The 22,747-nt window shown below is 37.5% G+C and carries 21 protein-coding genes, 1 pseudogene and 1 other annotated feature; of the genes and pseudogenes, 15 read left to right on the top strand and 7 right to left on the bottom strand.

Going from position 1 to position 22,747, the window contains the following annotated elements; translation table 11 throughout:
* Positions 1–42 precede the first annotated feature (42 nt).
* Both HCJ45_RS05280 and pbpD1 read left to right on the top strand, forming a co-directional pair.
* Positions 43–1,710, top strand: a complete 1,668-nt coding sequence (locus HCJ45_RS05280; RefSeq protein WP_185380395.1) for a CocE/NonD family hydrolase — start codon at positions 43–45, stop codon at positions 1,708–1,710.
* Between the two features lie 171 nt (positions 1,711–1,881).
* Positions 1,882–3,219 (top strand): D-alanyl-D-alanine carboxypeptidase PBPD1, encoded by a 1,338-nt coding sequence (gene pbpD1 / locus HCJ45_RS05275; protein WP_185380394.1) that lies wholly within the window; start codon positions 1,882–1,884, stop codon positions 3,217–3,219.
* A 200-nt stretch (positions 3,220–3,419) separates the two neighbouring features.
* Here pbpD1 and HCJ45_RS05270 read toward each other — a convergent pair whose 3' ends face one another.
* From HCJ45_RS05270 to HCJ45_RS05255, 4 genes are all read right to left on the bottom strand, one after another.
* Positions 3,420–5,192 carry an ABC transporter ATP-binding protein gene (locus HCJ45_RS05270; RefSeq protein ID WP_185380393.1) on the bottom strand — a complete coding sequence of 591 codons (1,773 nt, stop codon included), beginning with the start codon at positions 5,190–5,192 and terminating at the stop codon, positions 3,420–3,422.
* A complete protein-coding gene (locus tag HCJ45_RS05265) occupies positions 5,192–6,913 on the bottom strand; it encodes an ABC transporter ATP-binding protein (RefSeq protein WP_185380392.1) in 1,722 nt (573 codons plus the stop codon). The genes HCJ45_RS05270 and HCJ45_RS05265 overlap by 1 nt, the downstream gene beginning before the upstream one ends.
* A gap of 160 nt (positions 6,914–7,073) precedes the next feature.
* The gene (gene pabB / locus HCJ45_RS05260) at positions 7,074–8,780 is read right to left on the bottom strand and encodes an aminodeoxychorismate synthase component I (RefSeq protein WP_185380391.1); all 1,707 of its coding nucleotides are present in this window, start codon (positions 8,778–8,780) and stop codon (positions 7,074–7,076) included.
* Positions 8,777–9,349, bottom strand: a complete 573-nt coding sequence (locus HCJ45_RS05255) for an anthranilate synthase component II (RefSeq protein ID WP_185347816.1) — start codon at positions 9,347–9,349, stop codon at positions 8,777–8,779. Before HCJ45_RS05255 ends, pabB begins: the two co-directional genes overlap by 4 nt.
* A 129-nt stretch (positions 9,350–9,478) precedes the next feature.
* Here HCJ45_RS05255 and HCJ45_RS05250 point away from each other — a divergent pair, with 129 nt between their 5' ends.
* The 3 genes and pseudogenes from HCJ45_RS05250 (at position 9,479) to HCJ45_RS05240 (ending at position 11,751) form a co-directional block, all read left to right on the top strand.
* On the top strand, positions 9,479–9,898 hold the full coding sequence (locus HCJ45_RS05250) for a pyridoxamine 5'-phosphate oxidase family protein (RefSeq protein ID WP_185380390.1): 420 nt from the start codon (positions 9,479–9,481) through the stop codon (positions 9,896–9,898).
* Positions 9,899–9,950: 52 nt separating this feature from the next.
* Positions 9,951–10,173, top strand: a binding site (T-box leader).
* A 59-nt stretch (positions 10,174–10,232) separates the two neighbouring features.
* Positions 10,233–11,519 carry a serine--tRNA ligase gene (gene serS, locus HCJ45_RS05245; protein ID WP_185380389.1) on the top strand — a complete coding sequence of 429 codons (1,287 nt, stop codon included), beginning with the start codon at positions 10,233–10,235 and terminating at the stop codon, positions 11,517–11,519.
* Positions 11,520–11,528: 9 nt separating this feature from the next.
* Positions 11,529–11,751: pseudogene (locus HCJ45_RS05240) on the top strand (TfoX/Sxy family DNA transformation protein).
* 58 nt (positions 11,752–11,809) lie between these two features.
* Here HCJ45_RS05240 and HCJ45_RS05235 read toward each other — a convergent pair.
* Positions 11,810–13,537 carry an ABC transporter ATP-binding protein gene (locus HCJ45_RS05235; RefSeq protein WP_185380388.1) on the bottom strand — a complete coding sequence of 576 codons (1,728 nt, stop codon included), beginning with the start codon at positions 13,535–13,537 and terminating at the stop codon, positions 11,810–11,812.
* A 322-nt stretch (positions 13,538–13,859) separates the two neighbouring features.
* On the opposite strand from HCJ45_RS05235, the gene HCJ45_RS05230 reads away from it, so the two are divergent.
* The 10 genes from HCJ45_RS05230 to HCJ45_RS05185 all read left to right on the top strand — a co-directional run bounded on the left by HCJ45_RS05230 (position 13,860) and on the right by HCJ45_RS05185 (position 21,540).
* Complete coding sequence (locus HCJ45_RS05230; protein ID WP_185380387.1) at positions 13,860–14,549, top strand: Crp/Fnr family transcriptional regulator; 690 nt, start codon at positions 13,860–13,862, stop codon at positions 14,547–14,549.
* A 139-nt stretch (positions 14,550–14,688) separates the two neighbouring features.
* Positions 14,689–15,333: a fructose-6-phosphate aldolase gene (gene fsa / locus HCJ45_RS05225; RefSeq protein ID WP_185347804.1), complete on the top strand. Its 645-nt coding sequence runs from the start codon at positions 14,689–14,691 to the stop codon at positions 15,331–15,333.
* A gap of 18 nt (positions 15,334–15,351) precedes the next feature.
* The gene (locus HCJ45_RS05220; protein WP_185347802.1) at positions 15,352–15,699 is read left to right on the top strand and encodes an SH3 domain-containing protein; all 348 of its coding nucleotides are present in this window, start codon (positions 15,352–15,354) and stop codon (positions 15,697–15,699) included.
* Between the two features lie 115 nt (positions 15,700–15,814).
* A complete protein-coding gene (gene lde / locus HCJ45_RS05215) occupies positions 15,815–17,023 on the top strand; it encodes a multidrug efflux MFS transporter Lde (RefSeq protein WP_185380386.1) in 1,209 nt (402 codons plus the stop codon).
* A complete protein-coding gene (locus HCJ45_RS05210; protein WP_185380385.1) occupies positions 17,013–17,294 on the top strand; it encodes a helix-hairpin-helix domain-containing protein in 282 nt (93 codons plus the stop codon). The genes lde and HCJ45_RS05210 overlap by 11 nt, the downstream gene beginning before the upstream one ends.
* Positions 17,295–17,296: 2 nt before the next feature.
* Positions 17,297–17,986, top strand: coding sequence for an NAD-dependent protein deacylase (locus tag HCJ45_RS05205; RefSeq protein ID WP_185380384.1), 690 nt, complete (start codon positions 17,297–17,299; stop codon positions 17,984–17,986).
* Positions 17,987–18,103: 117 nt separating this feature from the next.
* Positions 18,104–19,438, top strand: a complete 1,335-nt coding sequence (locus tag HCJ45_RS05200) for a hemolysin family protein (RefSeq protein ID WP_185347793.1) — start codon at positions 18,104–18,106, stop codon at positions 19,436–19,438.
* A gap of 67 nt (positions 19,439–19,505) precedes the next feature.
* Positions 19,506–20,462 (top strand): LacI family DNA-binding transcriptional regulator, encoded by a 957-nt coding sequence (locus HCJ45_RS05195; protein ID WP_185380383.1) that lies wholly within the window; start codon positions 19,506–19,508, stop codon positions 20,460–20,462.
* 84 nt (positions 20,463–20,546) lie between these two features.
* The gene (locus tag HCJ45_RS05190; RefSeq protein WP_185347789.1) at positions 20,547–20,912 is read left to right on the top strand and encodes an RpiR family transcriptional regulator; all 366 of its coding nucleotides are present in this window, start codon (positions 20,547–20,549) and stop codon (positions 20,910–20,912) included.
* 16 nt (positions 20,913–20,928) lie between these two features.
* The gene (locus HCJ45_RS05185; protein WP_185380382.1) at positions 20,929–21,540 is read left to right on the top strand and encodes an HAD family hydrolase; all 612 of its coding nucleotides are present in this window, start codon (positions 20,929–20,931) and stop codon (positions 21,538–21,540) included.
* A gap of 52 nt (positions 21,541–21,592) precedes the next feature.
* On the opposite strand, the gene HCJ45_RS05180 is transcribed toward HCJ45_RS05185, so the two are convergent.
* Both HCJ45_RS05180 and HCJ45_RS05175 read right to left on the bottom strand, forming a co-directional pair.
* Entirely contained in the window at positions 21,593–21,973 is a 381-nt protein-coding gene (locus tag HCJ45_RS05180) for a MerR family transcriptional regulator (protein ID WP_185380381.1), read from the bottom strand.
* 23 nt (positions 21,974–21,996) lie between these two features.
* Complete coding sequence (locus HCJ45_RS05175; protein WP_376698689.1) at positions 21,997–22,743, bottom strand: SDR family oxidoreductase; 747 nt, start codon at positions 22,741–22,743, stop codon at positions 21,997–21,999.
* Between the last annotated feature and the right edge of the window lie 4 nt (positions 22,744–22,747).

Raw genomic sequence — 22,747 nt, 5'->3', positions numbered from 1 at the left:
GAACAATAAAATAAGAATTATATTAAAAAGGAGATGTTTCACGTGAAACATAATCGTTTAATTATAGAATCAGGTATTCCGGCTAAAATGCGGGATGGAGTAACACTTTATGCGGATATATATCGCCCAGCAGACGAAGGGAAGTACCCAGTGTTACTAACGCGATTACCTTATAGCAAATCTTATGGGCTTCATTTTATCAGACCGAATATTTTGGCACAACAAGGTTATATTGTTATTGTTCAAGATGTTCGCGGAAGATACGCATCAGAAGGGGAATTTGTACCTTACATAGCAGAAGTTGATGATGGTTATGACACAATTGAATGGGCCGCAAATCTTCCTTACGCAAATGGAGATGTAGGGATGTTTGGTTTATCTTATTATGGCTACACACAAATATTAGCGGCAATTAGTGGAAATACTCATTTAAAGGCAATTGCACCAATTATGGCGCAAAACAGCATGACAGATGTTTTTAATGATCATGATGGAGCACTTGAATTAGGTATGTGGGAAACGTGGAACTTAGAATCCATGCTACCGGATATGCTGTCGCGGAAATACAGGACACGAGAAGCACTGAAACAGGCAGCGGATACTCTGACGGAAAACTTGGATAACCTGGATATGCTTTATAAATTTAAACCATATAAAGATTGGCCAGCAATTGGTCGTGAAGAAATGCCATATTTTGCAAAATTATTAGACTATGAACCAACGAACAGCCACTGGGAGAAGATTGATGCTAAAAGTAACTATGATAAAATTAAAGTTCCTGGTCTTCATGTTGCCGGTTGGTATGATTGCTTTTTAGATAAAACAATTGCTAATTTCCAAAATGGATATAGTCGAGGCTTTGGAGATAAGCTTGTGATTGGACCATGGACACATGCTAATTTTGGTCAAATGATTGGTGATCGGGACTTTGGTATGGCAGCTAATGCATGGGGGGAAGCAAGTATGCATAAACGGCATATCGAATGGTTTAATCACCAGTTAAAACAAAAACCGCTCCCAGAAATGGCGCCAATTAATTACTTTGTTATGGGGCTAAATGAGTGGAAAACTGCGGAAGAATGGCCACCTAAAAATGTAGCTGAGACCCCTCTTTATTTCCAAAAAGGAGAAGTAGGCGCCGAGTTTTCAGCACCAACAACTTTTACTGAGTCGAGATTTAGCTATAATCCAGAAAACCCCGTTCCATCTAATGGTGGAGGAACACTGCATAAAGAACTACATGCTGACGGGCCGCGAGATCAACAAACTTTAGAACTTCGCGAGGATATACTTTGCTACACCACAGCTCCATTAGATAAAGCATTAGAAGTAACAGGACCCGTTCAAGTAAAATTATGGGCCAAAACAGATGCGCCAAATACAGATTTCACCGCTAAGTTAGTGGATGTTTTCCCGGATGGTAAAGCATTTAATCTCGCTGATGGGATTATTCGCGCAGCCAAACAACATGGCGATAATGTACAAAACAATATCAATGAATACACCATAGATCTATGGGCAACAAGCAACATGTTCCAAAAAGGGCATCAAATTCGCATTGAAATTTCTTCTAGTAACTTCCCAAGATTCGACCCAAACCCAAACACAGGAGAGAGCTTCATCAATTCAACCGACAGCCAAATTGCGAATCAAACAATTTATCATAGCCCAGAATACCCGTCACATATCCTATTGCCAATTGTCAGGTAGTTTCTCTTTGGGCGAAAAGTTTTATATACGAGGCAATTAAATCATGGTAAAATATGAAAGTATCCGTCTGAAAAATGAACTCTATTAGAAAAAGGGAATTTAAAATAGAGTTCTTGATGAAAATATAGATAAAATGAGTGATATTTTTGCTCAAATGAAGGAGAAGTTATAGTGAAAAATATAATAAAAAAAGCTGGGATTGCAATTATGGCAGCCTCCCTAGCGATAAGTGGCTTTTTAGTAAGCCCGAACTTGGCTCAAGCTGCAGAAGCACCAAATGTTAACGCAAATGCAGCCATCGCAATAGAAGAAAGCACAGGGAAAATTTTATATTCCAAAGACGCAGATAAGCTAATGGGCATCGCATCTATGACGAAAATGATGGATGAATATTTGTTATTAGAAGCAATTAATGATGGAAAGTTAAAATGGGACGATAAAGTAACCATTTCGGAATATGCTTATAAAGTTTCTCAAGATACCTCATTGTCCAATGTACCGCTTAGACTAGGCGAACAGTATACAGTACAAGAATTATATGAAGCAATGGCGATTTATTCAGCAAATGGTGCAGCAATAGCTATTTCTGAAAAAATTGCAGGTTCTGAAAAAGAATTCGTAGCAATGATGAATAAAAAAGCAGAGGAACTAAAACTTGGTGAGCATCAATTTGTTAACTCAACTGGGCTTAATAATGAAGATTTAAAAGGTGGGCAACAAGTTGGTGGTCCAAAAGATGAAAACAAAATGACAGCTCGCGGTATGGCGAAGTTAGCAAATCACTTAATTAATGACTATCCGGAAGTACTTAAAACAGCAAGCACAACAAAAAAAGAATTTCGTAAAGGAACATCTGACCAAATAGATATGACAAACTGGAATTGGCTATTGCCAGGTCTGATTTACGGTCGTGAAGGTGTAGACGGATTAAAAACCGGAACTACTGATTATGCTGGAATGTGCTTAACTGCTACAGCTGTGCAAGACGGTATGCGCGTTATCACCGTTGTATTACATGCTAATGGTGGAGGAGAAGGAGAACACACTAGCGCTCGTTTTGATGAAACAAACAAAATGCTAGATTATTCCTTTAATAATTTTCAAGTAAAAGAAGTACAAAAAGCTGGTTCAAAAGTGAAAGACCCTGCCACTATCGCAGTAGATAAAGGTAAAGAAGACACAGTTGGACTTGTTACAAAAGATGCGGTAAAACTAGTTGTGCCAAAAACTGGCAATGAACCAAAATTAACTACAAAAGTAACATTAAAAGATAAAACGCTAGAAGCACCAGTTAAGAAAAATACCGAAGTTGGTGAAATGGCGGTCTCTTTGAAAGATGGCGACAAATTAGGTTATCTTGACGGGGCGCAAACAGAAAATGTTAAAGTTGTAACTGCTAGCGACGTCGAAAAAGCAAACTGGTTTGCTCTTTCCGCACAAGCAGTTGGATCATTCTTTACAGGCGTTGGCGATTATGTAGCTGATGGTGTACAAGGTTGGTTTAATTAAACTAACCCACGAATGGGGATAAAATAAAAAAGCACCTATTGTTGAATTCGAGTAAAATGAATTTAACAATAGGTGTTTTTTTCTACACTATGATTTGAAGATTTCTACCAAAAAAAGTCCCGTTAAGATTCGTTCTATATGAATCTTAACGGGACTTTTTTGATCTTTCTAGTTTTCTATATATAGATTCTTAATTATTTTCACTCAATCACAAACTGATTATGATAAAGTTCCGAATAAAATCCTTTTGCTTTCATCAGTTCATCGTGATTACCTTGCTCAATAACTTCTCCTTGGTGTAGCACCACAATATGGTCTGCGTCGAGGATTGTTTTTAAACGGTGGGCAATAACGAAACTTGTTCTACCAGAGATAACGTTATCCATGGCTTTTTGGATTCTGCTTTCTGTTACAGTGTCTACATTACTGGTTGCTTCATCTAAAATTAGTAGAGACGGATTCGTAATGATGGTTCTAGCAATACTCATTAGCTGCTTTTGACCAACACTGAAAATATTGTTTTCATCGCTAATTTCAGTATCATAACCATTTTCTTGACTCATAATGAAGTCATGAATATTGGCTTGTTTAGCGGCGTTGAGAACTTCTTCGTCTGTTGCTTCGGGTTTACCGAAAACAATATTATCACGAATTGTGCCTGTGAATAACACAGAATCTTGAAGTACGATACCAACTTGCTTACGTAAGGAATCAAGTTTAATATCTCGAATATCAATACCATCAAACAAAATCGAACCGCCATCAACGTTATAGAAACGATTTAGCAAATTCATAACAGTTGTCTTACCGGAACCAGTCGGACCTACAAGGGCAACCATTTTTCCTTTACTTACATCAATCGAAACGTCTTTTAGAACTGGTTTTTCAGGATCATATGCAAAATCAACATGATCTAGCTTAACGCCTTTTTTAATCCCATCAATTGTTTGAAGGTTAGCACGTTCAACTTCTTCTTCTTCGGCAAACACTTCGCTAACGCGGCGCGCACCAGTGATTGCAAGTTGTAGTAAGCTGTACTGGGACGAAATTTGCGTTAGTGGCATATAAAACTGTTGTGAATACTGAACGAACATAACAATCAAACCAAGAGCAGCAGTACGTTCTAAGTCACCATTTAACGCTAACCATCCACCAAAGAAGATAACAACAGCTGTATTAAGTAGTGAGATACCTTGCATCATTGGGAAAAGTAAACCGGAGTAAACTTGACCTTTGTATGTTGCGTCTTTTACGATATTGTTTTGTTTTACAAAGCCTTCAATGGTTTCTTCTTCCAAGCCATTAGTGATAATAATTTTTTGACCGGAAATTTTTTCATCGATATAGCCGTTTAATACACCTAATTCATCTTGTTGGGCATCCACATATTTGCGGGCTTTTCGGATGATAATAGTGGCAATAACTACTGCGAATGGTGCAGAGATAAGTGTAACTAAAGCAAGTTCTACGTTTTGTTGGAACATCATAATGATAACACCAATCATTAGCGCTATATTAGAAAGAACTTGAATGAGCGCCTGGTTAAGTGTATTGGAAATGTTATCTAAATCACTAGTAAAGCGACTAAGCATTTCACCATCATTGCGGCTATCGAAGAAACGAATCGATAATTTTTCCATCTTACGGAAAAGCCCTATACGCATTCTATTCGTCGATTTACCAGCTACTCCAGTCATAATGATACTTTGGATAAAAGTAGCAGCAGCGAGCAGTACGTAGCAGAGGATAAGCATCCAAATAATATGAATGAAGTCACTCTTATCGTCGACACCTGTTTGCATTAATCGAACGACATAATCGCCTAACTCTTGAACTGCATTACCAATATATTGTGGTGCTTTTACTTGCAGATATGTTGCGAAAATGACAGCAACAAAAATGACAGCAAGTTGCGGTTTATAACCTTTGAGATAGTGCCAGAAAAAGCGGCTAATTTGTTTAAACTCTTTCATTATGCAGTTACCTCCTTGCCTTTTTGAGTGTCATAGATTTCACGGTAAATCGCATTTTCTTTAATAAGTTCTTTGTGAGAACCGACTCCAACTAGCTTGCCTTGATCAAGAACAAGAATTTTATCTGCCTGAATAACAGAGGAAATTTTTTGGGCAATGATAAAGGTGGTGGTGTTGTCGAGCTCTTTGTTTAGTGCTTCTTTAACTAATTTCTCAGACTTTGCATCTAGCGCACTAGTACTATCATCGAGAATTAATACTTTAGGAGAACCAATAACGCCACGAGTGATGGATAAGCGCTGTTTTTGACCGCCAGAGAAGTTAGTTCCACGCTCAGAAACAGGTGCATCATAAAGTTTTACTTGTTTATCAATGAACTCTTTTGCTTGGGCGATTTTACTCGCTTTTTCCATTTCTTCGGCTGTCGCATCTTTTTTACCATGACGTAAATTATCTGCAATGGTTCCGGAGAAAAGGATTGCCCGTTGTAGGACGAAAGCAACTGTACTACGAAGTGTTTTTTTGTTAATATCTTTTAAATTTGTGCCGCCAATAATAACATCGCCTTCAGTTGGATCATAAAGACGAGGGATCAGCTGGGCAAGAGTGGACTTACCAGAACCGGTTGCGCCGACGATACCGACCATTTCTCCAGCATCAGCTTTAAAAGAAATGTCCTGTAAAGCGTTAGTATCATCGCCATCATATTTAAAGCTAACATGACGGAATTCTACCGTACCAGCTAAGTCTTGCTCGGGTGCATTTTCGTTATACGTAATATCTGGCTCTGTTTCAAGCACTTCGGTAATACGTTTTAAGGAAATAAGTGCACGAGAAGCCATCATCATTAGCATTCCACCGATAATAATCGCCATCATAATTTGCATAAGATAGTTCATAAACGATGCAATTGCCCCGATAACTTCAGGATTTTCTGCTGCCATATCACCAACAAAGTAAATCGAAACGACGATTGCTAAGTTTGAAACGAGCATAAATGCAGGAATCATTACTGAGAAAAGTGTTCCAACAATGATAGTATGACGAGTTAATTTGTCACTGACAGTTGTAAAACGGTTGATTTCGTTTTCTTCTTGAACAAAGGATTTAACAACACGCATTCCAGCCAGATTTTCTTTGGCAATAGAGTTAACACGATCAATTAAAGTTTGAATAATCGCGAAATGTTTACCCATTGAGCCAAATGTGAAAACGACGATAAGTACTACCAAAACAACTAACACAATAATAATCCACCAAAGTTCTGGAAGAGTAAACATCGCTAAAATAAAAGCACCAATAAACATGATGGGGATTCTAGTTAGCGACTGTAGGGAAAGCATTACTAGGTTTTGTACTTGGGTAATATCATTTGTTTGTCTAACTACTAGATTACCAGTGGAAAGTTTTTCAATATTACTGAATGAGAATGTTTGAATTTTACGGAAACTAGACTCACGAATATCTGCACCTATGCCTTGAGCGACTTTAGCAGAAAGAATCGTGTTTAGAATTCCGGCGATAAGGCCAACAGCGGCAATACCGATTAGAAGTACGCCAATGGAAGAGATTTTGTCCATATCATCTTTGAGAATGGCGTCCAGTACTTGTTGAAGTAATTTTGGTTGCCAAAGTTGTGAGATAACCATGACTACTACAAACAAGGTAGATAGCGTTGCTTGCAGCTTGTAATTTTTAAGATGGTGAAACAATACTTTCATGTCTTTCCTCCCTTAGAAAATGGATATAAAAACGTACGAACACATATTCTAATATAGATTGTGAAAATTTGCAAGCTATATTTTAAAAGAATTTAAATATGGCGAAATTATGGCAAAAATAGTCCGAAAATTCATTTTTGATTTGTGAAAAACGGAAATTCTAACGTTGAACTTCTACCTCTACAAATCCTCGGACACTATTAATTAACCACACATAGTCAGCATTATAGAGGTCTTTTTTCGTTAGTATTTGTTCTGATACCCGCTTTTCAGCTAATAAACTGACTCTCATCGTGCCTGGTAGTAGACCTGAGGATACGGGGGGAGTTAAAAGATGCCCATTTATATTTAAGACGATATTTCCATTTATAAATTCGGTTAATTCTTCATTTTCATTCCAAAGTATTGTTTCGTCAGTAAAGGTGTTTTTTAGATGGTTATAAATAGCTCGATTAGTTGTTTTATGGTAAAGAAATAAATCATCGGTGGAAACGGGCTTACGAGCTAAAGCAGCAGTGATTGAATTGTTATTTGTACTAATTTTAGTGATTTCCGTATGCGTTGTGCCATCGGAGTTAAGCAGAAAACGATATTTATATGTACCATCTGCATAATTTTTGGCAGTTTTGTACCATAGTTGTTCCGTTTCTGTTCTATTAAAATGAAAACCAAAATAATCTGCACTTTGCTCAAGACGTGCTAAATGAAACTCTATTCTTAATAAGGCTCCATTTTCTATCCGTAAACATTCTATTAAAGAGAATGTAGTAGGGTTTTTCAAAATAGCAGATTTAGCTTGAATCTCGGAGAACTCACTTTCTGCATCAGAATCCCAAACAATACCGCCACCAACACCATAAGTAGCTTTGTTGTTTGTAATAGAAATCGTTCGAATGGGTACGTTAAAAATAGCATTTCCATTGGGCTCTAGAAATCCAATCGCTCCACAATATACTCCGCGTGCTGAATCTTCTAATTGCGAAATGATTTCCATTGTTCGTGCTTTTGGGGCGCCGGTTATTGAGCCACAAGGAAAAAGTGCTTTAAAAACATTAGTTAAACTTGTTTCAGGGGAAGTCTTGGCAGTCACGGTTGAAGTCATTTGCCAAACAGTTGGATAAGGCTCTAAATTCATTAGTTTTGGAACCCGAACACTGCCAGGTTGCGCTATCATTCCTAAATCATTACGTAATAAATCAACAATCATTACATTTTCTGCGCGGTTTTTTGGATCATTTAGCAGCCAATCATGGGCAGCTTGATCAGCCCCTTTTGTAACCCCACGTCTGACAGTTCCTTTCATTGGTCGTGTTGTTAGCAAATTTCCTTCCCATTTGAAAAATAATTCAGGTGAGGTAGAAATAATTTGGAAATCAGTTGTAGAAAGTAGCGCCGTGTAGTTTGCTTTTCCGGCTTGTTGTAAAGCTTGATAAGTAGCTTGGGCAGAAAAATCATCTGGTAAATCTCCTTGAAGTCTGATGGTGTAGTTTAATTGATAGGTGTTCCCGGAAGCTATTTCGGACTTGATTGCGGCAATTTTCTTTGTATAGTCAAGATAATTAGCTTCCATATTAAACGCAATTGGCGAGTTTTCCTTAACTCCAACAGCGGCATCAGTGAAAGTATCATACACCCCAAACCAAATAAGGGGTATTTTTAAGTCAGGTGTTTTTGTTAGCAAATCACTTCTAAAAGCAGGGGCAGCCTCGTAACTAATAAATCCAGCTACATATTTTCCGGCTTTTTGTGCTTCTTCTGCTTTTTTCATCACAGGAATAACTTCACTTAAATTTTTGGCAATAAGCTCTTCTAACGGGTTTTCAAAAACTTTTACATTCCCTTCAAAATCAAATCGTAATAAACTCATTTAGCATTTCTCCCTATTCGTATAAAATTTTGAAGTAAGGCATGTCCATGCTCGGAAAGAATCGCTTCTGGATGAAATTGGACACTATAAATTGGCTTTTTCGTGTGTTTTAGCCCCATTATAATATTATCGTCTGTAAGTGCTGTTATTTCTAAATCAGCTGGAAGAGAGTCTTTTTGAACGATTAATGAATGATACCTAGTTACATGAAACGAGGAGGGAAGACCAGTGAATAGTTCGGCTTGATTATGCGAGATTAAACTTGTTTTTCCATGAACTGGGACTTTTGCGGGAACTATTTTGGCACCAAAACCAGCTGCTATCATTTGATGACCAAGACAAATCCCAAGAATAGGCACTTGGATGTGGTTAATTAATTGGAGGCTAGTTGTAAAATCAGCAGGCGAACCGGGTCCAGGAGAAAGTACAACCATTTCTGGATTAAGTTGAAAAAATTTTTCAAGAGTTAAATCGGTTGCCGAAATAACTTGAATAGCTTCTCCAAGTTCTAAAAAATATTGATATAAATTATATGTAAATGAATCATTATGGTCAATTAGTAAAATCATTTCAAAAGCCCTCCATTTAAAAGGTTATACTTCTTTATAGCAAATAGTTACTTAGATAACAAGTTCCAATGTTTAAGGCAAGAAAACAAGTGGAAAGGTACACTAAATAAGTAAAGGAAGGTGTTTTAGATGGAAAATGAACTGGAAAAAAAGATACTGACCATTTTGGACGAACATCAAGTAGGTGTACTTGCCTCTGTACAAGGAGATTTTCCACATGCTAGATATATGACATTTCTTCACGAAGGGTTAACTCTCTATACACCTTCTGGAAGAGAGCAACCAAAATTGGAAGAAGTTCGTAAAAATCCACATGTATGTGTGTTAATTGGCTATGACGGGAAGAGCTCACCTTTTTTAGAAGTAAATGGGTTAGCTTCACTGGAAGAAGATGAATCAATAAAAGAACTTATTTGGGAAAATATTTCAAAAGAATGGTTCCAAGACGAAGAATCACCATCCTTTGTAGTCATAAAAATTGTTCCTGAGCAAATTAGATTATTGAATGCAGATGGTGACGGACCTGATACACTGGATTTAATTGGTTAAATAATTGCTTGTAATTTAGATAGATATGCGATAGAATAACTTTAAATTCATACGAAAAGCGAAGACAAGAAGTAGTAATAAGGTCAAGTTTCTCAAGAGAGCAGGTGGTTGGTGCGAACCTGGCGTAATTTCCTTATGAATCCATCTTGGAGTGAGTGGTGGAAAGCAATTTTTGCGAGTAAGTCATTCCGGAATGGTCCGTTAAACCTAAATGAAGCTGGGGATTTTTATAAGTCCCAATAAGGGTGGCAACGCGGTTTACTCTCGTCCCTTTCCTGTTAATTCGGGAAAGTACGGGAGTTTTTATATGGAAAAAAATAAAGGAGGAATTAGCATGTTAGATGTTAAATTGTTACGTAATAATTTTGATGAAGTAAAACAAAAACTACAAAATCGCGGAGAAGACCTTGGTGAGTTCGAAAAATTTGGCGAGTTAGATAAACGTCGTCGAACTTTAATTGTTGAAACGGAAGCACTTAAAAGTCAGCGGAATGAAGTTTCCCAAGAGATTGCCAAACTAAAACGGGAAAAACAGGATGCAGATGCAAAAATTGAGGAAATGCGTGTTGTTGGGGATCGAATTAAGACCCTTGATATTGAACTAAAAGAAATAGATGATAAGCTAGATACGATTTTAATGTCGATTCCGAATATTCCCCATGAATCGACGCCGATTGGTGAAACAGAAGATGATAATATTGAAATTCGCAAATGGGGCGAAGTGCGGGAATTTGATTTTGAACCGAAAGCTCACTGGGACCTTGGAACAGATTTAGATATTCTTGATTTTGAAAATGCTGCTAAAGTAACTGGAAGCCGTTTTGTCTTTTATAAAAAATTGGGTGCGAGATTAGAACGTGCGCTAATTAATTTTATGATGGACTTGCATTCTAATGAACACGGCTACGAAGAAATGTTACCGCCATACATGGTAAACCGCGCAAGTATGACGGGTACTGGTCAATTGCCGAAATTTGAAGAAGATGCTTTTCTTATTGAAGCAGAAGATTACTTCCTTGTTCCAACCTCTGAAGTTCCTGTAACAAATTACCATCGTGAAGATATTCTAAAAGCAGAAAATTTACCAATAAAATACACTGCTTTTAGTACGTGTTTCCGTTCGGAGGCAGGCTCTGCGGGACGCGATACTCGTGGTTTAATCCGTCAACATCAATTTAATAAAGTCGAACTAGTTCAATTTGTAAAACCAGAAGATTCGTATGAAACACTGGAAAAATTAACGGATAACGCTGAAGAAGTACTACGCCGACTTGAACTACCATATCGTGTTCTAAGTATGTGTACAGCGGACTTAGGTTTTACTGCAGCTAAAAAATATGACTTAGAAGTATGGATTCCAAGTTATAATTCGTACCGTGAAATTTCGTCGTGCAGCAATTTCGAAAGTTTTCAAGCAAGACGTGCTAACATCCGCTTCCGTCGTGAACCAGGAAGTAAACCGGAATATGTACACACACTTAACGGATCTGGCCTAGCGCTTGGTCGTACAGTTGCCGCAATTCTGGAAAATTATCAAGATGCGGATGGTTCGGTTCGTATTCCAAAGGTACTTCAAGGATATATGGGCGGTGTCGAAAAAATAGAAGCTCCCCAAAAATAAGGAGTGAAAATGGTTGAACTGAGCGAACTCCCAAACATTGGCAAAGTTCTTGAGAAAGAACTAATCGAGTCAGGAATTAATACTCCAGAAGAACTAACTAATGTGGGAAAATAATCATACAGCTTGTTTAAGTAAATTATGGGCAATTGAAGGGGTAATTCAGCATGTTAGATGGCATAATTTAGACGAAACAAAGAAACGTAAGCTAAAAAAATTTCACCAATCCTTATAAAATGAAAAAATCGACTTTGCGTTTGCATAAGTCGATTTTTTTATTTCCCGGGAAATAGTTATTTTAATTGTTGTTCAGCAAACGAAGCATATAGCGGGTGTGCTGCAACTAATTCACTATGCGTTCCATGACCAGTTATTTCTCCGTTTTCTATAAACAGGATTTGGTCAGCGTTAACAATGGTAGAAAGACGATGCGCGATAACAAAAGTTGTACGACCTTCCATTAAGTTAGCTAGTGCTTGCTGGACGATTTGTTCAGACTGGCTATCTAAGCTCGCTGTCGCTTCATCTAGCATCAGAATGTTTGGATTGCGTAAAAATGCTCGTGCAATTGCGATACGCTGTCTTTGGCCTCCAGAAAGCTTCACACCACGCTCCCCGACTTCGGTTGCCATTTTGTCAGGTAAGTCGGAAATAAATCCATCAGCATAAGCAAGCTTGGCAACATCCCAAAGCTCCTCTTCACTAATTTCCCGGTCTAATCCATAGCATAAATTGTCACGAATTGTTCCCGAAAGCATGGCACTTTCTTGGGATACATAGCCAATTTGCGAACGCCAGGAATTAATTGAAATCTCGGAAAGCGGAATGTCCCCAACTAGTATTTTGCCAGCTTTTGGTTCATAAAAACGTTCGAGAATTGCAAATAAAGTGGATTTTCCTCCGCCACTAGGTCCTGCAAAAGCAATTACTTCGCCCGGCTTAGTATCAAACGAGACGTTTTTTAAAATTGGCTCTCCTTCATTATAAGCAAACGAAATATCAGAAGCATGAATCGTTTTTCCGCTAACGTCCACTTCTATACCTGTATCAAAATCTTCTTCTTTTTCATTTAAAATATCCGAAATTCGTTCAGTGGCTCCTTTGGCTTTTTGAAGTTGTGCAAAAAAAGTAGCGAAAGATGTCACTGGGACAATAATTTGGAATAAATAAAGCAAGAAGGCGATTAATGTACCAGTTGTCATTGTTCCGGCAGAAACGCGAATACCCCCATAGCCAATGATACCAACAATAACACCCATTACAACAAAGAAAATCAGCGGTCCTAATACAGCAACAACTTTAGCTTCCCGAATACCAAAACCAAATAGGCGATGAATACCTTGATGACCAGATGTAGTTTCAATCATTTCAGCATTAGACGCCTTTACAAGTCTAGCTTCAGCAAGTGTTTGGCTAATTGTACCAGTGAAGTCTGCTGTTTCGTTTTGCAGTCCTTTAGAAATTTTAAACATTTTTTGACCAAGCGGGGCTACAACAAGGGCAGTAATTGGAACAGCAATCAAAATAATAAGTGTCATTTTCCAGTCCATAAAGAACAAAATAGTAATAGCCCCAATGACTGAAATAATCCCTGTTACAAATTGTGGAAAATGATCAGCAATTAGCTCTTTCACAACTACCGTATCATTCACCATACGACTTACCATTTCGCCAGTCTTCGTATTATCAAAGTAAGAAACAGGTAAGTGAACAATTTTTCTCCATAAACGTTCTCGTATGGTTGCGACGACTTTTTGCCCCATAAAGTTTAGCAGGAAAATCGAAAAACCATTCGTTATCGCTTGTAAAATAAAGGCAAGAACAATTAAAGCAATCATTTTTACATCAAGCGAGGCAATCGAAAAACCGTCGATCAAATTTTTAGTAAAGAGCGGAACAACCAAACCTGCGACAGTTGTAATTACGCTAGCAAATAAAGCGAAGAAAATAATCCAATTTGCTGGTTTGGCGCTAATGAGTAATTGAAAAAAACTCCGCCAGCTATATTTTTTTTGATTCATTCGTTTCATCCTTCCTAAAGTTCCAATTCTTTATCTATTTAAGTATAATCATTTTTAAAAATAATAAACCAGCCTAAAGTGGTAATTATTAAATTAATTTTAAAGTAGTAATTTTTTTGAAAAGTAACAAAAAGTTCAAAAATACGACTAATATAGCTACTTTAATGATAAGTTTTTTAAGTATTTTATTATTTTTGTAAAATGGTTATCATGAATTAAAGATAACTATTTGCGATTCAAGTGACTAATATCACATTTTACATAGGTTTTTATGATATAATTATAGCGTGTTTTTTCAATACAATATAGCAAAGGAGAGAATATGCTATTTTTAAAAGAGCTTGAATCCAATCTAACGGTTAGCAATTTAATGGAGTTGTGCTTTGAACATCCAAATTTCAAAGACTACTGCTCGGTTATCCGCACGAAGAAGGGTGAGGTTCTAGAAAGTTTAAGTCCAACTGGAACAAAGGTTTATTTTGTTCTAAGTGGCATATACGGGATGATTGTAGAAAAAGATGCAGAAATGGAAGAAGAAAATTGTAAAGAAAGCATTATTCGTTTTTTGCAAAAAGGAGATAATTTTGGATTGTACCATCTCTTTTATGATGAATGGAGCCCGCACATTTCGATGCAAAGCTTAGGTCAGGGTGAAGTTATGGAAGTAGATAGTAATTTCTTATTTTCTATTTTTGATAAAGTAGATGAGAATAACTTTTTCATGGTTAAAGTGATGTCAGAAGAATTACGCGAAGCACATGCATTTGCAAAACTAAGCTTCTTAAAAAAAGAAGAACGAATTCGCAAAGCCATTCTAAAATGCGCTCAAACTTTAGGAACATTTTCGGATAACGGGATATTGCTACCGAAAGAAGTAACACAAGAAGTACTTGCAAGATACACGAACACATCACGAGAATATGTGGCTCAAACAGTCATGCATTTAATCAAAGAGGATATAATTAGAAATAGACCAAAACCTCTACTAGTGATGGATAAGAACCGATTGTAGAATATGTTTCACATGAAACTTTTTTAGAATGCTATGATGGCATTCTTTTTTTTGGAAAGCACTTCAAAAGCTTTATTGTTATTTTTGCGTTATAATGTCTCTGTAAATGAAAGCGTTTGATAAAAAGGAGGATGTTTTAATGAGATTTTTTATCGATACAGCGAATGTAGAGGAAATTAAAAAGGCAAATAGAATGGGATTTATTGCCGGAGTGACGACAAACCCATCCCTTGTTGCTAAAGAAGGTCGTGATTTTAACGAGGTCATTCAAGAAATCACGTCTATTGTTGACGGGCCGGTTAGTGGTGAAGTAGTAAGTTTAGAAGCAGATGGAATGATTGAAGAAGGTCGAGTTATTGCGAAAATCCATCCTAATATGGTAGTGAAAATCCCGATGACTGGGGAAGGTTTAGCAGCTGTCAAAGTGTTAACTGAGGAAGGAATTAAAACAAATGTCACATTAGTATTTTCGGCAGGTCAAGCATTATTAGCAGCTAGAGCGGGGGCTACCTATGTATCTCCATTTTTAGGAAGATTAGATGATATTGGTGATGATGGGCTGGTACTTATCCGTGATATTGCACAGATTTTTGAAATACATGGTATCCCGACAGAAATTATCTCTGCTAGTATTCGCCACCCAATTCATGTAATCGAATGTGCTAAAGCAGGAGCAGATATTGCTACAGTTCCTTATAAAGTGTTTGAACAAATGCTAAAACATCCTTTAACAGATAGCGGAATTGATAAATTTCTTGCAGACTGGGAAGCGGCAAAAAACTAGCTAGAGAGGATTAGAATTATGAATCGAACATTTATTGTAAAAACAGAGCATAAAAGTAATTATCCAGATCCACTTTTTGTTAATAAAAATGAACCTATTTGGGTTTTTCAAGAGGACACAGAGTACCCAGGTTGGATATTTTGTAAAGTGAAATCGTCTGGTAAAGAAGGGTGGGTGCCCAAACAAATTATTCAAGTCGGAAATGATAAGAAAAGTGGAACGGTAACAGAAGATTATTCTGCACGTGAATTAAATGTAAAGCCAGGAGACAAATTAGAAAGCAATCGCGAGTTAAATGGTTGGGTTTGGTGTGTGACAGAAGAAAATCAAGCTGGCTGGGTTCCGCTTGAAATTTTAGAGAGTTAAAATGTTTCACGTGAAACATTTTGCCTAAATATAGCAAAAAAGCGAAGGATTAGTTTTACTTTCGCTTTTTTTGTGGAATAATTAAGAGTAATGATAGAAGAATCTAGGTGGATTTATGGAAAGTTGGAAGAAAAATCTATATGTGGTTTGGATTGGCTGTTTTCTTACAGGAACTGGATTAAATTTAATTATGCCATTTTTGCCATTATATATTGAAGAATTAGGTGTACATAATCCCGATCAAGTAAGTTTATGGTCTGGAATTGCGCTCAGTTCCACATTTCTAGTGTCTGCTATTATGTCACCAGTTTGGGGGAAACTTGCCGATCAGAAAGGGCGCAGAATCATGCTTTTACGTGCTTCTCTTGGTATGGCGGTAGCGATGATTCTTATGGGATTAGTAAGTAATGTGTATCAATTTGTAGGGTTGCGATTATTAATGGGGATTTTTTCAGGTTATATTTCCACAGCTAATGCGCTTGTTGCAACACAGGTTCCGCGCCATCGCAGTGGTTGGGCGCTTGGAGCACTTTCGACAGCAGCTGTATCAGGAGTATTGATTGGACCATTAATTGGTGGAGCTTTGTCAGATTCTTTTGGAGTTAGACCGGTATTTTATATTACAGGTGCACTATTGTTAGGGAGCTTCTTTTTAACACTTTTCTTTGTAAAAGAGAAATTTGTTCCAATAGAAAAAACAGAAATGCGCTCAGGTAAGGAAGTTTTCTTATCTCTCAAAAATCCTGGGTTAATTATTTCATTATTTATTACAACTATGATGATTCAAATTGCGTCTAATTCGGTAAATCCCATTTTGACTTTATATGTACGTGATTTAGCCGGAAATGCTCAAAATATTGCTTTTATTAGTGGGGTAATTGCTTCTGTTCCTGGTGTTGCAGCGCTTATAGCAGCACCAAGACTAGGGAGGTGGGGTGACCGAATTGGCTCGGAGCGAATATTACTTGGAGCGCTTATAGGTTCAATGGTACTGCAAATCCCGATGGCTTTCGCACAAAATCCATGGCAACTTGGAATATTACGTTTTTTATTAGGACTTACAGACGGGGCATTGCTACCAGCAGTTCAATCATTACTTGCCAAAAATACTCCTCGGGAAGTTTCTGGAAGAATTTTTGGATATAATCAATCCTTTCAATATATCGGTAATGTCATTGGACCGCTAGTTGGATCGAGTGTTGCTGCTCACTTTGGCTATGGAGACGTATTTTTAGTCGTTGCTGGTTTTATTTTCATCAATGTGCTAATCAGTTTTTATTTTAATCAAAAAATGCATAGAGAGAAGGGGAAACATGCGAACTGACTTAATAAAACTACCGGGAATTGGAAAGAAAATGGTTGAGATGTTAAATGAAATTGGAATTAATGAAATAGCAGATTTAAAGGAAAAAAATCCACTTGATTTATATATGGCGACTTGCGAAAAACGTGGTGAAAGAATGGATCCATGTGTTTTATACACGTATCGCTGTGCCGTCTATGTCGCAGAAACCGATTTGTCCGAGCAACAAGCAGATTTACGGAAATGGTGGAACTGGAAAGATAAAACACATGCTAACGAAAAGGAGAAATAATAGTGAGCAATTTAGCGGAAGCAATTAAACAAGCTAGGCACATCGTTTTTTTGACAGGTGCGGGGGTTTCTGTGCCTTCCGGAATACCCGATTATCGCTCGAAAAACGGATTATATACTGGCATGGATAGCCCTGAATATATGCTTAGTCATACTTGTCTTGTACAAGAACCAGATAAATTTTATCAATTTGTGAAAGAAAATATGTATTATCCAGATGCCGTTCCAAATACGATTCATAGAAAAATAGCAGAAATTGCTCAACAGAAAGAGGTCACAGTCATCACTCAAAATATTGACGGGCTACATGAAAAAGCTGGGGCGAATAAGGTTATTAATTTTCATGGTAGTTTGTATCATTGTCATTGCCAAAAGTGTCAAAAAAGCATTCCAGCAGACACGTATTTACAGTCAAATATCCATGAGAAATGTCTTGGGATTATTAGACCGGATGTAGTGCTATACGAGGAAGCTATCCCGGAAACAGCGATAAATCAATCATTAGCAGCAGTCAATCAGGCTGACTTAATTATCATTGTGGGGACTTCTTTTAGAGTGAGTCCATTTTGCAATTTAACGGACTATCGAAATAAAAAGGCGCAAATTTTTGCTGTCAATAAAGAACAAATATTCTTACCATATCCTTTTGAAATGATAGAAAGTGATGCAATGAAAGTTTTTGCTGAGATTTGAAACCTTGCAGTAATGAGGGGAGCATGATAGAATTTTCTTAACCGGAAAAATGTCCGGAATATTTAGAGAAAATGAGCATTCGTTTTCTCGATGAAAATAAGGAGTGGAGAGTTCCATATGAACCCTGACCCCGAGAGTCAGCAGATTATCTTGCAGTTAATTCTTATTGTTGTGTTGACACTGCTCAACGCATTCTTTGCCTCAGCAGAGATGGCCCTTGTATCACTGAACAAAAATCGAGTAAAAAGCCAAGCCGCAACTGGTGATAAAAAAGCGATTTTACTTGCTAAACTTGTAGATGATCCAAGTAAATTTCTTGCTACTATCCAAGTTGGTATTACGCTTGCTGGATTCTTCTCCAGTGCGTCAGCTGCTACTAGCATTGCGACTAGATTGGAACCTGTTTTTGGAGGAAGTAGTTTTGCGAAAGAGTTATCGATTATTGTCGTAACAATTGTGTTATCTTATATCACGCTTGTTTTCGGTGAACTTTATCCCAAACGTTTAGCGCTTCAAAAATCAGAGGAAATTGCTCGAGTTTCTGTACGACCAATTATGGCGGTAGGTGTATTACTTCGTCCGTTTGTCAAATTTTTATCTTTTTCTACAGATGTTTTAGTGAAAATTACGAGAATGGAAAAGAATGCAGATGATGATAAGATGACGCGTGAAGAAATGCAGTTACTCATTGAAACTGGTCGACGTGATGGCGTAATTGAGGTAGAAGAATTACAAATGCTTCGTGGTGTTTTTGAAATGGATAATAAATATGCCCGTGAAGTGATGGTGCCGCGAACAGATGCATTTATGATAGACGCTGAAACAGAATCAGAAGCACTTTGTGATGCATTATTAAATGAGAATTTTTCAAGAGTTCCCGTCTTTACAGGCGATCAGGACTCGGTGCTAGGTATTCTGCATATGAAAGATTTCTTTGCAGAAGCTAGGAAATCAGGTTTTGAAAATATTGATGTGAAGTCGCTTGTTAAAGAAGCATATTTTGCGCAAGAGACGATGTTTATTGATGATTTACTCAAAAACATGCAAAGAACACGAAATCAGATGGCAATTTTAATGGATGAATACGGTGGAGTTGCCGGAATTGTTACTGTAGAAGATTTATTAGAAGAGATTGTTGGCGATATTGACGATGAGAATGATGTGTTTTCAGATGAAGTGAAGAAAATTGATGATTCGACATTTATCGTGGAAGGCCGCATGACGCTTGATGATTTTAATAAAATGTTTCACGTGGAACTTCCTTCACGTGGGATAGATACTGTGGCTGGTTTTGTACTTACATTAACTGGGACAATTCCAGAAGAAGATGATAAAGTAGTTGTCGAATACGATAGCCTTCGATTTACAGTAGAAGAAATGAATGATGCTAGACTTGTCTCTGTTCGTGTGGAAAAAGATTTTCGCACAAGCGAGTTAGAACAGCTAGCTTAAAGATAAAATGAAGAGTGCGGTATGAGAAATCTAGCCGCACTTTTTTCTTAGGAATGAGGTTTTTAGGATGCCGAATATTAAAGAAATTGCCAAATTGGCAGGAGTTTCCGTGACGACAGTTTCGCGTGTGCTTAATAATCATCCATATGTGGCGGAGGAGAAGCGAGAACGTGTTCAAGCAATTATTGATGAACTTGATTATTCTCCTAACCGTATTGCTACAGACTTGGCGCTTGGGAAAACTAATACAATTGGTATCATTTTGCCTTATAATGACCACCCTTGGTTTGACAAAATTGTTAATGGAGTTCTTGAGGCGGCCTTTAAAAATAGGTATTCTGTAACACTTTTTCCAACAGGGTATGATACGAAAGAGGAAGAAAAATATTTGATGCGTCTGAAAACTAAACAAGTCGATGGGCTAATTATTACTTCGCGTGCCAATAATTGGGATGTGATTTTGCCGTACCTCGCATATGGACCAATTATTGCTTGTGAGTATGTCGATTCTCCCGAAATATCTTGTTCTTTCATTGATAGAATTGATGCTTATCGTGATGGTTTTCTTTTTTTACAAGCAGAGGGTTATAAAAAAGTTGCCTTCACAGCTGGACGAGAATCCATTGAAAGTACAAGTACATATGGAAAAATTAAAGCTTATGAACAAGTATTTGGTCCTACAGAGGAAAATCGCTTTTTAAGTGAATGCTATACTTTTGAAGATGGACTAAAAGCGGGGAAGCACTTTTTTGGTGAAGGGAAAGATTGGCCGGATGCTTTTTATGCAAATGGTGATGAAGTTGCGGCTGGGATTATGTTTCATGCGAAAGAGCTTGGGCTTCGGATACCAGAAGATGTGGCGATTCTGGGGCAAGAAAACTTGGCAATTGGAAAAGCGATGGAAATTACAACGCTTGATCACCACTTGAAAAAATTAGGCGAAAATGCTTTTGCTATTTTTGAACAGGGAAAACGGCAAAATATTCAAATTAAGCATGAATTAATCAGAAGAAAAACGGTTTAGAAAATTTTTCTGATAAATTGCTTGACATGAAACCCATTTCATCATTTAAAACTAATATATAAGGTGATGAAGGAGGCGGATGGTATGAAACTAGAAGGTGTATGCAAGATTTATTCATCTTTAGGACTAGAATATCAATTCGGAGAGTTTTACATCGATAGAGATTATCTTGTTTTTGACCAGAATTTCAGCTTAGGTATGAAAAAACGACAAACTTTCCCAGTTGCAAAATTGCGTAATATTGCGTTGACTACTGATAGAAACGAAATTTGCTTAACCTTTAGTTGCGATAATATTGAATTTGAATTAAATGAAAGTACGCAAGGAAGTTTGCGCGAATTTCGACATTTACTTGAGAATAAAGGCCTCGATGGTGCTGATTTTAAGAATGAAAAAAGTATCGAAAAAACAAGGTATACAACTCATCACTATCACAATTTTGCTCAATGATGAAGGGGGAGTTTTCGTGTATAAAACAATTATTTTTGATGTAGATGGAACGATTTTGGATACAGAAAGAGCAGTCTTGTATTCACTTCAGGCCGTTTTAGCAGAAGAAGGATTGACTTACGATTTAGCTGAGTTACGGTTTGTGCTAGGAATTACTGGTGCGGCGGCGCTTGAACAACTAAATATATTAGATGAGGAGCGGATACTCGCTAACTGGATTGAACGAGAAGCGTCTTTTATTGATGAAGTAGAAGTTTTTGATGGAATTCATAAAGTGCTTCATGCGATTCCAGAAAGTGGTGTCGTCACATCTAAAAACTCACTAGAAATGGACAAAGGTTTTTATCCATTTGGAATCCATGATCATTTTGAAGCGATTGTTTGTGCCAGTGATACTGAAAACCATAAACCACACCCAGATCCATTGCTTAAAAGCCTAGAACTTCTTGAGCGTGAACCCCATGAAGTCATTTATATTGGCGACTCTTCTTATGATATGAAATGTGCCCATGCGGCCGGTGTTCATTTTGGCTTAGCGCTCTGGGGTGCGAAATCTACTGAGGGATTTGAAGCAGCAGAGTATGTCTTTGAGAAACCAGAAGATATTTTAGCTTATGTAGTAAAATAACAAGGAAAACCCACAAACCTTCATTAAAAAGTTTGCGGGTTTATTTTTTGCCTTAAAATTCTTTTAATTTCTTTTGAGCTGGGATAAGATGCGTATCATAGTTTTCGATTTTAAAGTCGAGCCGTTCTAGTGCTTCTTGCATCATATCAATCCGATCTTGAAGTTCTGCGCGTTGTTCTTTTAATAATTCCATCCGTGATTCCAGCGTTTTTTCTCCTTCGCGAAAAAGAGCTAAATAATCAATTAGCGCTTCAATGGATATTCCAGCACGCCGCATTTGACGACTGAAATCAATCCAGCGCAAATCTTCCTCATCAAATTTGCGCACACCGTTTTCGTTGCGACTAATATTGGGGATTAAGCCAATCCGTTCATAATAGCGAATGGTGTCTGCAGAAACACCAGTTGTTTCGCTGGCTTCTTTAATATTCATTATGTTCACTCCTATACTTGAAATCATGGTTGCTGAATAGTTGGGCGCAAGAGTATTTCATTCATGGTAGTGTCTTCAGGTGTGTTGACGGCAAATAGAATTGTTTCAGCGATTCTATCCGGGCTAATTGCGACCGCTTCGTAAAGTTGATCGATGCCACCTTTTAAATCTTCATCTGTGATAGTGTTCGGCAATTCGGTTGCGACAGCTCCAGGAGAAATAATGGTTACGCGAATGTTACTCTTAGCTGCTGCTTCCTCTTGGCGAAGTGCTTCACTAATTGCACGAACGGCATATTTCGTTCCACTATAAACGCCACCGCCAGAATGTGTTTGGTGACCAGCGACAGATGATAAGTTGATAAAGTGGCCCGTTTTCCTTTGGCGCATGTCTGGAAGTGCTGCGGCTATTCCATAAAGAACGCCTTTAATATTAACATCAACCATTTGATCCCATTCGTTTACCTTCAATTTATCAAAAGTAGAATGCGGCATTAAACCAGCATTGTTGATCCAAACATCGATTTGTTTAAATTCGGTTAATGCAAGTTGTGCCAATGCTTCAACGTCAGTGTGTTTGGTTACATCTGTTATTTGGAAAACAGCCTCGCCACCACTTGCCTTAATTTCACTCGTAATTCGTTCTAAATTTTCTTTTCTACGAGCACCTAAAACGACTTTATTACCTTGTTCAGCTAAAAGTTTAGCGGTAGTTTCACCGATTCCACTGGATGCGCCAGTGATGACGATTACTTTTTCATTTTTCACCATTTCC

Origin of the sequence: Listeria immobilis, from assembly GCF_014322845.1 — a bacterium.
Classification (GTDB): Bacteria; Bacillota; Bacilli; order Lactobacillales; family Listeriaceae; genus Listeria; species Listeria immobilis.
Note: the sequence above shows the minus strand (reverse complement) of the source record. Positions and strands in the feature narration are given on the sequence as shown.

What these genes read in the sequence shown, in the direction of transcription:
- HCJ45_RS05270 (WP_185380393.1), bottom strand. Translation starts at nt 5,192, where the DNA reads ATGAAAGAGTTTAAACAAATTAGCCGCTTTTTCTGGCACTATCTCAAA.
- HCJ45_RS05265 (WP_185380392.1), bottom strand. Translation starts at nt 6,913, where the DNA reads ATGAAAGTATTGTTTCACCATCTTAAAAATTACAAGCTGCAAGCAACG.
- pabB (WP_185380391.1), bottom strand. Translation starts at nt 8,780, where the DNA reads ATGAGTTTATTACGATTTGATTTTGAAGGGAATGTAAAAGTTTTTGAA.
- HCJ45_RS05255 (WP_185347816.1), bottom strand. Translation starts at nt 9,349, where the DNA reads ATGATTTTACTAATTGACCATAATGATTCATTTACATATAATTTATAT.
- HCJ45_RS05250 (WP_185380390.1), top strand. Translation starts at nt 9,479, where the DNA reads ATGGAAAATGAACTGGAAAAAAAGATACTGACCATTTTGGACGAACAT.
- serS (WP_185380389.1), top strand. Translation starts at nt 10,233, where the DNA reads ATGTTAGATGTTAAATTGTTACGTAATAATTTTGATGAAGTAAAACAA.
- HCJ45_RS05235 (WP_185380388.1), bottom strand. Translation starts at nt 13,537, where the DNA reads ATGAATCAAAAAAAATATAGCTGGCGGAGTTTTTTTCAATTACTCATT.
- HCJ45_RS05230 (WP_185380387.1), top strand. Translation starts at nt 13,860, where the DNA reads ATGCTATTTTTAAAAGAGCTTGAATCCAATCTAACGGTTAGCAATTTA.
- fsa (WP_185347804.1), top strand. Translation starts at nt 14,689, where the DNA reads ATGAGATTTTTTATCGATACAGCGAATGTAGAGGAAATTAAAAAGGCA.
- HCJ45_RS05220 (WP_185347802.1), top strand. Translation starts at nt 15,352, where the DNA reads ATGAATCGAACATTTATTGTAAAAACAGAGCATAAAAGTAATTATCCA.
- lde (WP_185380386.1), top strand. Translation starts at nt 15,815, where the DNA reads ATGGAAAGTTGGAAGAAAAATCTATATGTGGTTTGGATTGGCTGTTTT.
- HCJ45_RS05210 (WP_185380385.1), top strand. Translation starts at nt 17,013, where the DNA reads ATGCGAACTGACTTAATAAAACTACCGGGAATTGGAAAGAAAATGGTT.
- HCJ45_RS05200 (WP_185347793.1), top strand. Translation starts at nt 18,104, where the DNA reads ATGAACCCTGACCCCGAGAGTCAGCAGATTATCTTGCAGTTAATTCTT.
- HCJ45_RS05195 (WP_185380383.1), top strand. Translation starts at nt 19,506, where the DNA reads ATGCCGAATATTAAAGAAATTGCCAAATTGGCAGGAGTTTCCGTGACG.
- HCJ45_RS05190 (WP_185347789.1), top strand. Translation starts at nt 20,547, where the DNA reads ATGAAACTAGAAGGTGTATGCAAGATTTATTCATCTTTAGGACTAGAA.
- HCJ45_RS05180 (WP_185380381.1), bottom strand. Translation starts at nt 21,973, where the DNA reads ATGAATATTAAAGAAGCCAGCGAAACAACTGGTGTTTCTGCAGACACC.
- HCJ45_RS05175 (WP_376698689.1), bottom strand. Translation starts at nt 22,743, where the DNA reads ATGGTGAAAAATGAAAAAGTAATCGTCATCACTGGCGCATCCAGTGGA.